The sequence below is a fragment of the Streptomyces bambusae genome (assembly GCF_019400985.1).
GTDB lineage: Bacteria > Actinomycetota > Actinomycetes > Streptomycetales > Streptomycetaceae > Streptomyces > Streptomyces bambusae_A.
Genome location: NZ_WTFF01000325.1, coordinates 1 through 8,077 on the forward strand (window position 1 = coordinate 1; position 8,077 = coordinate 8,077).

The window sequence follows — 8,077 nt, forward strand, 5'->3', positions numbered from 1 at the left end:
GCACCAGCGTGCCGCCGAGCGCTTCGCCGTCCACGGCGCCGACCGCGGGGACGTCCGCGGCGCCCTCGGCCACGCCGTCCGTGCCGGCCGGCGCGACGCCGAGCAAGGCGCCGGCCGCCGGGGCCTCGACCCCGCCGACGACCGGGTCGCCCTCGGCCGTACCCAGTGCTCCGGCCGGGAGCGAGCTCGCGCATACTGGCTCCTCGAACGCGACCAACGCCGCCCTGGGCGCCGGGGCCGCCCTGCTCGTCGCCGCCGGTGCCGGAACCCTCTTCGCCGTGCGGCGCCGCGCGCACCGCTGACGTGGCCCACCCGAGGAACCTCGTGCTCCACCCTGTTGCCCAGCAGCTCGCGCCGCACCCGGCTCCCCTCACGCACGGCTTCGGCCGTGCGTGGCGGGGCCTGCTGCGCGGGCTGCTGTGCCGCGACCGGTCCACCGCCCCGGCCCGGCACCCGTACGCCGACCCCGGCGCGCCCCCGTACGGCCACGGCCACGGCGACGGCCCCGACCACAGCCACCACTACGGCTACGGCGCTTACGGCCACGGCCACACCCGCGGCCGCGGTGACGCGGATGGCGAGCGCCCGCCCACCGTCAGCGAGCTCTACCACGCCCACCGGCTGCGCATGGTCCGGCTGGCGGTCCTGCTCGTCGACGACCTGGCCACCGCCGAGGACGTCGTCCAGGACGCCTTCACCGCCCTCTACCGCCGGCACGGCGAGCACATCACGGAGGTGGACAACGCGCTCGGCTACCTGCGGACCGCCGTCGTCAACACCTCCCGTTCGGTGCTGCGCCGCCGCCGGACCGTCCGCGGCTGGACCCCGCCGCCCGCGGGGGAGGCCCCCTCCGCCGAGGACTCCGTCGTCCTGGACGAGGCCCACCGCGAGGTCCTTGCCGCCCTGGCCCGGCTGACCCCGCGGCGCAGGCAGGTCCTCGTCCTGCGCTACTGGGCGGAGCTCAGCGAGGCGGAGATAGCCACCACCCTCGGCATCAGCCGGGGTGCGGTGAAGTCGAACGCGAGCCGCGCCCTGGACGCGCTGGAACGGATCCTGGAGGGCCGGATATGACGCCGGACACGACGAGCGGACGGCCGGTCGGGCAGCCGGTCGGGCAGCCGATCGAGCGCCCGGTCGAGCGGCGCCTGCGCGAGGCCCTGACCGCCCGCGCCGACAGTGTCGACGTACGGGCGCTGCGCCCCGCCGACCCGCCCGGACCGCACCTGCGCCGACTGCCCCTGCTGCTGCACCTGCGCCGGTACGCGCTGCCGCTCGCGGGTCTCGCGACCGCCGCCGCCCTGGCCGCCGGGTACGTCGCCCTGGCCCCGCACGACCCGGCCCCGCGCCCGGTCCCCCCGGCCTCGCCGCCCTCACCGACCGGCTCGCAGCCGACGCCGGGGCCGAGTACGTCGAAGCCTCCGTCCTCCCCGTCCGCGTCGCAGCCGCCCTCCGCCGGGTCCTCGTCGCCGCCGGCCGCCGGCCCGTCGGCCTCTCGTCCGCCGTCCGCCGGCGGGTCACCGTCGTCGCCCTCGACACCCCCGCGCGGCACCGCGTCGACGTCGCCCCGCCCGGGCACCTCGGCGCCGCCGGTGACGCCGAGCGGAAGCCCGGCGGGCAGCAGCCCGTCGCCCAGCCGTGGCTGAAACCGGACAGCCGCCGAAGGTGGTCGATTAGGGTGATGCCGCGACAACGACGGTGAAACGATGGGGGTTTGATGGATCCGGAGATCGCGGCACTGGCCGGTACGGCGGGAACGACCCTGGTCGCCCTGATGGCCACCGACGTCTGGCAGAGCACCCGGGACGGGGTGGTCGAACTCTGGCGGCGGGTCGCACCGGAACGCGCCCGCCACGTCTCCGAGGCGCTGGACTGCGGCCACGAGGACCTGCTCGCCGCCGAGGAGGAGGGCGACGGGACGACCCGGGCCGAACTGGAGGCGGAGTGGGCGGCGCGGCTGCGCCGCCTGCTCACCTCCCACCCGGACCTGGCCGCCGACCTGCGCACCCTCCTGGCCCTCCCGGCCACCCCCGCCCCGGCGTCGGTCACCCAGCACGCCACGGCCTCCGGCAGCGCCCGCATCTACCAGGCGGGCCGCGACATTTACGGAGAACCCCGCTAGGCGGCCCACGCGGCCCAGGCGGCGGCCTCCCTCCTTCCCGCCGCCCCCTTCAGCCCCTCCTTCGCCCCGCGCCTGCCCCGGTGCCCGCGCCCCGGTGCCCCCGCCCGTAGTCCTACGGGCGGGGTGCCGGAGTGCCGTGCATGCCTTCGACCACGGTGACCAACGGGGCGAGGTCCGGGTTGGCGGCGGCGGAGTCGAGGGCCTCGCGGAGCGCCTGGTCGTTGGTGGGGCGGGCCGCGGCGAGCAGGCTGAGACCGGCCTCGGAGACGTCCGTGTAGATTCCGCGCCGGTCCGTGTCGCAGATGTAGCGGCTGAGCAGTCCCCGGTCCTCGAGCCGGGTGACCAGCCGGGTGGTGGCGCTCTGGCTGAGTACGACCGCGTCGGCGACCTGCTTCATCTGCAGGTGCCCGCCGGGTCCGTCGTGCTGCCGGCTGAGCACGTCGAGCAGGGAGTACTCGCGCACGCTCAGGTCGTGAGCCGCCTGCAGGGCCCGCTCCACGTGCGCCTCGATCCGCCCGTGCAGCAGGGAGAGGGCGCACCAGCCCTGGGCCAGGCCCGTGAGTGTGGGGTCCGTGGCCGTCATCGGCTCCTCCTTCGGCTGGGGTGGCGGTCCGGGTCGGTCCGGGTGGTCCGGTCCTCGCGGCTTCGCCGCCGTACCGGTTCCGCCGCCGTACCAGTTCCGCCGTCGCACCGGCTGCGCGCGTGCGTCTCGCCGCGCCCGTACTTCCCAGGATAGGGCACACCCGCAATAGCCCGCGCTTGCAATTATCACGCGTCTGCAATTATTGTGGACGCACGTAAGCCGCGAAAGCAATCTCCCCTGAAGGGGCCTCCCCCCATGCCACTCGCACTTCTCGCCCTCGCCATCGGGGCCTTCGGGATCGGCACCACCGAGTTCGTGATCATGGGCCTGCTGCCCGAGGTCGCCGCCGACTACGGTGTCTCGATCCCCACCGCAGGCTTCTTGGCCACCGGGTACGCGCTCGGTGTCGTCCTCGGCGCCCCGGTGATGACCGTCCTCGGCACCCGCATACCGCGCAAGCGCATGCTGATGCTGCTCATGGGCCTGTTCGTCGCCGGGAACCTCCTCTCCGCCCTCGCCCCCGCCTTCGGCGTGATGCTGGCCGGCCGGGTGGTCGCCTCGCTCGCGCACGGCGCGTTCTTCGGGATCGGCGCGGTCGTCGCCGCCGAGCTCGTCGCCCCCGCGAAGCGGGCCGGCGCCATCGCCACCATGTTCACCGGCCTCACCGTCGCGAACGTCGTCGGCGTACCACTCGGCACCTTCGTCGGCCAGGCCCTCGGCTGGCGCGTCACCTTCCTCGTGGTGGCCGCGCTCGGTGTGGCCGGACTGCTGGGCATCGCCCGCCTGGTGCCCGAGCTGCCCCGGCCCGCAGGGGTCCATGTCCGGCACGAGCTCGCCGCGTTCAAGAACGCCCAGGTGCTGCTCGCCATGGGGATGACCGTGCTCGGCTTCGGCGGAGTCTTCGCCGCGATCACCTACGTCACGCCGATGATGACCGAGGTCGCCGGGTTCGCGGACTCCTCCGTGACCTGGCTGCTGGTCCTCCTCGGACTCGGCATGGTCGCCGGGAACCTGGTCGGCGGCCGGCTCGCCGACCGCGCGCTGATGCCGATGCTGTACGTGTCCCTGGGCGCCCTCGCCGTGGTGCTGGCCCTGTTCACCCTGACCGCGCACGACCGGACCGCCGCCGCGCTCACCCTGTTCCTGATCGGCGCCCTCGGCTTCGCGACCGTACCGCCGCTCCAGAAGCGCGTCCTGGACCAGGCCGCCGGCGCCCCGACCCTGGCCTCCGCCGTGAACATCGGCGCCTTCAACCTCGGCAACGCGCTGGCCGCGTGGCTGGGCGGGGCCGTCATATCCGCCGGCCTCGGCTGGACCGCCCCCAACTGGGTGGGCGCGGCCATGGCCGGCTCCGCCCTGGTCCTCGCCGTGCTGTCCGGGGTCCTGGAGCACCGGGGCGCAGGAGCGCGGCCGAGCCGGGTCGTCACCGGCGCGCAGGCGCCGGCGGACACGCCCGCAAGCCCCCGCACCGCCCCGGCTACCGCTTCCGCCTCCTCGTGATCCCCACCCCTGCCCCCATCCCCACTCAAGGAACCTGACATGGCACCCCGCACCACCGCCCCCTCCCGCACCACCGCCCCCTCCCGCACCACCGCCCCCTCCCGCACCGCCGTCGCCCCGCTGACGACCGCCGACGCCGAACTCCTGCTCTCCGCCGCCCGCGCCGCCGCCGAGCGGGCCGGCGTACCCGTCAGCGTCAGCGTGCTCGACGCCGGCGGGCACCTGCTGGCCTTCCTCCGCGACGACCGCGCCGTGCTGATCTCCGGCGAGACCAGCACCCGCAAGGCCTTCACCGCGCTCCAGCTGAACGCCCCGACCGCCGATCTGGTGGACGCCGTCCTGCCCGGGGGCCCGTTCCACACGCTGCCCACCGCGCTGGACCGGCCGCTGCTGTTCATAGCCGGCGGCCTGCCGGTCCACCGCGGCGGCCGGCTCGTCGGCGCCGTCGGCGTCGGCGGCGGCGCCCCCGAGCAGGACCACGAGTTCGCCGCCGAGGCCCTGCGCGCCCTCGACTGATCACCGCTCCGGGTCGCGCGCCCCCGCCACCGGTGGGACGTTGGTGGGGGACGTGGTGATGCCATGCACATATCCAGCAGGGCCCGCAGCACCGCTTCGGCCGTCGTCGTCGCGGTGCTGTCGTTCGGCCTCACGAGCTGTACGGGCACCCCGCAGGACGGCCGTCCGCGGGGTGTCCCGGGCACTGTCGTCCCCGTCCCGACCGCCGACGCCGCCACTGCGGCGCCGACACCCACCCCGACGCCCACCCCGACCCCCACGTACGCGCTGTCCACCGCGCCCCGCACCGTCCCCGCGGTGCGCGCCTTCGAGCCGGGCCGCGGGCCGGGCTGGAAGCCGGCGGACGGCGCCCGGGTCGTCGTCGCGCAGGGCAGTACCGACGCCCTGGAGGACGAGGGCCGGCTGCTCTCGCGCGAGCTGGGCCTCGGCTACGCGCGGGCCGACGGCACCGCGGCCACCGCCCCGCGGTCCGGGGACGTCGAACTCGCCCTCGGCGCCGCCGGATCCGGTCCGCCCGAGTCCTACACCCTGACCGTCCGCGACGGCATCGTCCGGATCACCGGCCCCGACCAGGCGGGGGTCTTCTACGGCACCCGCACCCTCAAGCAGGCCGTACGCGACGCCGGGGCCATCGGCGAGGGCACCGTCAGGGACCGGCCGGACAAGCCCCAGCGCGGCCTCCATCTCGACATCGCCCGCAAGCACTTCACCCCGGACTGGATCGAGGACCGGCTGCGCGAGATGGGCGACCTGAAGCTCAACCAGCTCGGCCTGCACTTCTCCGACGACCAGGCCTTCCGGATCGCCTCCGACAGCCACCCCGAGATCGTCTCCACCCCGCACCTGACGAAGGCCGAGGTGCGCCGGATCGTGGCGCTCGCCGAGAGCCTGCACATCAAGGTCGTACCGGAGATCGACTCGCCCGGGCACCTCGGCGCCGTCCTGCGCGCCCACCCCGAGCTCCAGCTCCGCGACGTACAGGGGCGGGCCGTGAAGGGCGCGGTGGACATCTCCGACCCGGCTTCGGCGCGGCTCGTGGACGACCTGCTGCGCGAGTACCTGCCGCTGTTCCCGGGCAGCCCCTGGCACCTGGGCGCCGACGAGTACCAGGCGCTGGTGGTGAAGGACCCGCAGGCATCGTTCCCGCAGCTCGCGCGGGCGGCGCAGCAGCGGTACGGTGCCGGGGCGCGGGTGGCGGACCTGGCCACGGGCTGGCTGAACGACCGTGCGGCCGTCGTGCGGGCGGCGGGCCGGCAGCCGAAGGCGTGGAACGACGGCTTCTTCGCCGGCGGCGTGGCCACGGCCGCGAAGGACATCCAGGTGGAGTACTGGACGGGCAAGGAGATCGGCGCGCGTCCGCCGCTCGGGTACCTGCGGGAGGGCCGTCGGGTGGTCAACCTCAACGACGAGTACCTGTACTACGTGCTGGGCGAGCCGAACCAGTTCACCTACCCCACCGGTCGGCGGATCTACGAGCAGTGGACCCCGCTCGTCCTGCGCGGCACCACCGCGGTGCCCGCGCAGTACGCCGGCCAGATCCTCGGCGGCCGGCTCGCGGTGTGGTGCGACCTGGCAGGCGCCCAGACGCAGGCCCAGGTCGCGGCGGGCATCGCCCGGCCGCTGGCGGCGCTGGCCCAGAAGACCTGGGACCCCCGCCCGCCACAGCAACCGTGGCCCACCTTCGCCGCCCTCACCGACCGCCTACGCACGGCCGACTGACACCGCCCCGAGCGGCCGACCGAGCCCCACCCGCGCGGGGCGACCGAGCCCCACGTGCACGGCCGACTGAGCCCCACCCTGCAGGGCCGGCTGACGCCCACCCCGCACGGCTGCCAGGCGCCGACCTGCACAGCCGACTGACGCCGACCTGCCACGGCCGGCTGATGCCCAGCCGCGAATCTGGGCGATGCCCACACCTGCCCGGTCGCCCTGAGCGGTTCCCGCCACACGGTTCGCGGCAGTAGCCCCCGTCTGCGCCAGGCGTCGGCAATCGTCCCTGGCTGTGCCGACCTCGGGCGTGGTTCTCGTCCATGCCGGCCCTGGGAGTGGTCCCCGTCGGTGCCGGGGGACGGCAGCGCTCCCTGCCCACGTCGGGCCTCGGAGGTCGTCCCTGTCCGTGCGGGCCCCGGCAGTGCTCCCTGCCCGTGCCGGGCCCGGGAGTGGTCCCCGTCGGTGCCGGCCCCCGCAGTGCTCCCCGTCCGTGCAGGGCCTCGGCAGCGGTCCCCGTCCATGCCGGGGGACGGTAGCGCTCCCTGCCCGCGTCGGGCCTCGGCGGTCGTCCCTGTCCGTGCCTGGCTCGGGAGTGGTCCCCGTCTGTGCCGGGTCCCCGGCAGTGCTCCCCGCCCGCGGCCGGGCCTCGGCAGTCATCCCTGTCTGCGCCGGGCTCGGGAGTGGTCCCTGCCTGTGCCGGCCCCGGGAGTCTTCCCCGTCCGCGTCGGCCTCGGGAGTGGTCCCTGTCCGCGTCGGCCTCGGCAGTCGTCCCCGTCAGCGCAGCCCCGGGAGCGGTCCCTGTCCGTGCCGGCCGGGGGAGTGGTCCCCGTCCGTGCCGGGGCCCTGGCAGTGCTCCCCACCCGCGGTCGGGCCTCAGAAGTCGCCTCAGTCCGCGCCCCCCAGCCGGGGTCAGCAGGGGGCAGCAGAGGTCGCGCCCCCGGCTCGGCACTCGGGGTCGGCTGCGGCCTGTGCGCACAGGGCGTGTTCCACCTTCAGGAGCAGTCGCAGGAGCTCCGCGCCCTCCGGCGCGTCCAGTTCCGCCAGGGTCTGCCGTTCCAGTTCGCCCCAGGCCTCCCGCACCTGGTGGAGCAGCCCGCAGCTGGCTTCCGTGGCCTCGACCAGGGAGGCCCGGCGGTCGGCCGGGTCCTGGCAGCGGCGGACGTGGCCCGCCTGCTCCAGGCGCTGGAGCATCTTGGTCACGGTGGAGGGGTCCAGCCCGACGGTCTTGATCAGTTCCGACTGGCGGACCGGCCCGTTGTCCCACAGGTGCATCATCAGGAACTCCTGGCCCGGGTGCAGGCCGAGGTCCCGCAGCACGCGGCCGGCGGCGATCCGGTGCAGCCGCGCGACGCGGCTGACGGCGTGGCTGACCGGACCGTCCAGTACGGCGCTCGGCGGGGCCGGACAGCCGCCGGGCGGCGCCGTCGCCGTCCCCGCCGCCCCCTCCCCCTCCTGCTGCTGCTGTATGGCGTTCGAGCTCATCGTGGGCTCCCGTCTTCCGTTCCTCGGTTCGTCATGTTCGTCCGGCCTTCCGGCCTTCCGGCCTTCCGGCCTTCCGGCCTTCCGGCCTTCCGGCCTTCCGGCCTTCCGGCCTTCCGGCCTTCCGGCCTTCCGGCCTTCCGGCCTTCCGGCCTTCCGGCCTTCCGGCC

The 8,077-nt window shown here is 75.5% G+C and carries 10 protein-coding genes; 7 read left to right on the forward strand and 3 right to left on the reverse strand.

Annotation, left to right across the window (positions count from 1 at the left end):
• On the reverse strand, nucleotides 1–217 hold a 217-nt coding region (locus tag GPJ59_RS37960), incomplete at its 3' end, for a hypothetical protein (protein WP_258025143.1).
• A gap of 7 nt (nucleotides 218–224) precedes the next feature.
• Between GPJ59_RS37960 and GPJ59_RS38960 the strand changes: the two genes are divergently transcribed.
• The 4 genes from GPJ59_RS38960 (at nucleotide 225) to GPJ59_RS30135 (ending at nucleotide 2,119) form a co-directional block, all read left to right on the forward strand.
• Entirely contained in the window at nucleotides 225–302 is a 78-nt protein-coding gene (locus GPJ59_RS38960; protein WP_258025141.1) for a hypothetical protein, read from the forward strand.
• Nucleotides 303–324: 22 nt separating this feature from the next.
• Nucleotides 325–1,071 carry an RNA polymerase sigma factor gene (locus GPJ59_RS30125; protein WP_308120565.1) on the forward strand — a complete coding sequence of 249 codons (747 nt, stop codon included), beginning with the start codon at nucleotides 325–327 and terminating at the stop codon, nucleotides 1,069–1,071.
• Nucleotides 1,068–1,643: a hypothetical protein gene (locus GPJ59_RS30130; protein WP_219671082.1), complete on the forward strand. Its 576-nt coding sequence runs from the start codon at nucleotides 1,068–1,070 to the stop codon at nucleotides 1,641–1,643. The genes GPJ59_RS30125 and GPJ59_RS30130 overlap by 4 nt, the downstream gene beginning before the upstream one ends.
• Nucleotides 1,644–1,714: 71 nt before the next feature.
• Nucleotides 1,715–2,119 (forward strand): hypothetical protein, encoded by a 405-nt coding sequence (locus GPJ59_RS30135; RefSeq protein WP_219671083.1) that lies wholly within the window; start codon nucleotides 1,715–1,717, stop codon nucleotides 2,117–2,119.
• Nucleotides 2,120–2,231: 112 nt separating this feature from the next.
• On the opposite strand, the gene GPJ59_RS30140 is transcribed toward GPJ59_RS30135, so the two are convergent.
• The gene (locus GPJ59_RS30140; protein ID WP_219671084.1) at nucleotides 2,232–2,702 is read right to left on the reverse strand and encodes a MarR family winged helix-turn-helix transcriptional regulator; all 471 of its coding nucleotides are present in this window, start codon (nucleotides 2,700–2,702) and stop codon (nucleotides 2,232–2,234) included.
• A 255-nt stretch (nucleotides 2,703–2,957) separates the two neighbouring features.
• On the opposite strand from GPJ59_RS30140, the gene GPJ59_RS30145 reads away from it, so the two are divergent.
• From GPJ59_RS30145 to GPJ59_RS30155, 3 genes are all read left to right on the forward strand, one after another.
• A complete protein-coding gene (locus GPJ59_RS30145; RefSeq protein WP_219671085.1) occupies nucleotides 2,958–4,202 on the forward strand; it encodes an MFS transporter in 1,245 nt (414 codons plus the stop codon).
• Nucleotides 4,203–4,241: 39 nt separating this feature from the next.
• On the forward strand, nucleotides 4,242–4,718 hold the full coding sequence (locus tag GPJ59_RS30150) for a GlcG/HbpS family heme-binding protein (protein ID WP_219671086.1): 477 nt from the start codon (nucleotides 4,242–4,244) through the stop codon (nucleotides 4,716–4,718).
• Between the two features lie 63 nt (nucleotides 4,719–4,781).
• Complete coding sequence (locus tag GPJ59_RS30155; protein WP_219671087.1) at nucleotides 4,782–6,437, forward strand: beta-N-acetylhexosaminidase; 1,656 nt, start codon at nucleotides 4,782–4,784, stop codon at nucleotides 6,435–6,437.
• A 900-nt stretch (nucleotides 6,438–7,337) separates the two neighbouring features.
• On the opposite strand, the gene GPJ59_RS30160 is transcribed toward GPJ59_RS30155, so the two are convergent.
• A complete protein-coding gene (locus GPJ59_RS30160; protein ID WP_219671088.1) occupies nucleotides 7,338–7,910 on the reverse strand; it encodes a MarR family winged helix-turn-helix transcriptional regulator in 573 nt (190 codons plus the stop codon).
• Nucleotides 7,911–8,077: the final 167 nt, after the last annotated feature.

Bases quoted from the DNA above. Each gene is read 5' to 3' on its own strand.
- GPJ59_RS30130 (WP_219671082.1), top strand. From the start codon at position 1,068: ATGACGCCGGACACGACGAGCGGACGGCCGGTCGGGCAGCCGGTCGGG.
- GPJ59_RS30155 (WP_219671087.1), top strand. From the start codon at position 4,782: ATGCACATATCCAGCAGGGCCCGCAGCACCGCTTCGGCCGTCGTCGTC.
- GPJ59_RS30145 (WP_219671085.1), top strand. From the start codon at position 2,958: ATGCCACTCGCACTTCTCGCCCTCGCCATCGGGGCCTTCGGGATCGGC.
- GPJ59_RS30150 (WP_219671086.1), top strand. From the start codon at position 4,242: ATGGCACCCCGCACCACCGCCCCCTCCCGCACCACCGCCCCCTCCCGC.
- GPJ59_RS30140 (WP_219671084.1), bottom strand. From the start codon at position 2,702: ATGACGGCCACGGACCCCACACTCACGGGCCTGGCCCAGGGCTGGTGC.
- GPJ59_RS30135 (WP_219671083.1), top strand. From the start codon at position 1,715: ATGGATCCGGAGATCGCGGCACTGGCCGGTACGGCGGGAACGACCCTG.
- GPJ59_RS30160 (WP_219671088.1), bottom strand. From the start codon at position 7,910: ATGAGCTCGAACGCCATACAGCAGCAGCAGGAGGGGGAGGGGGCGGCG.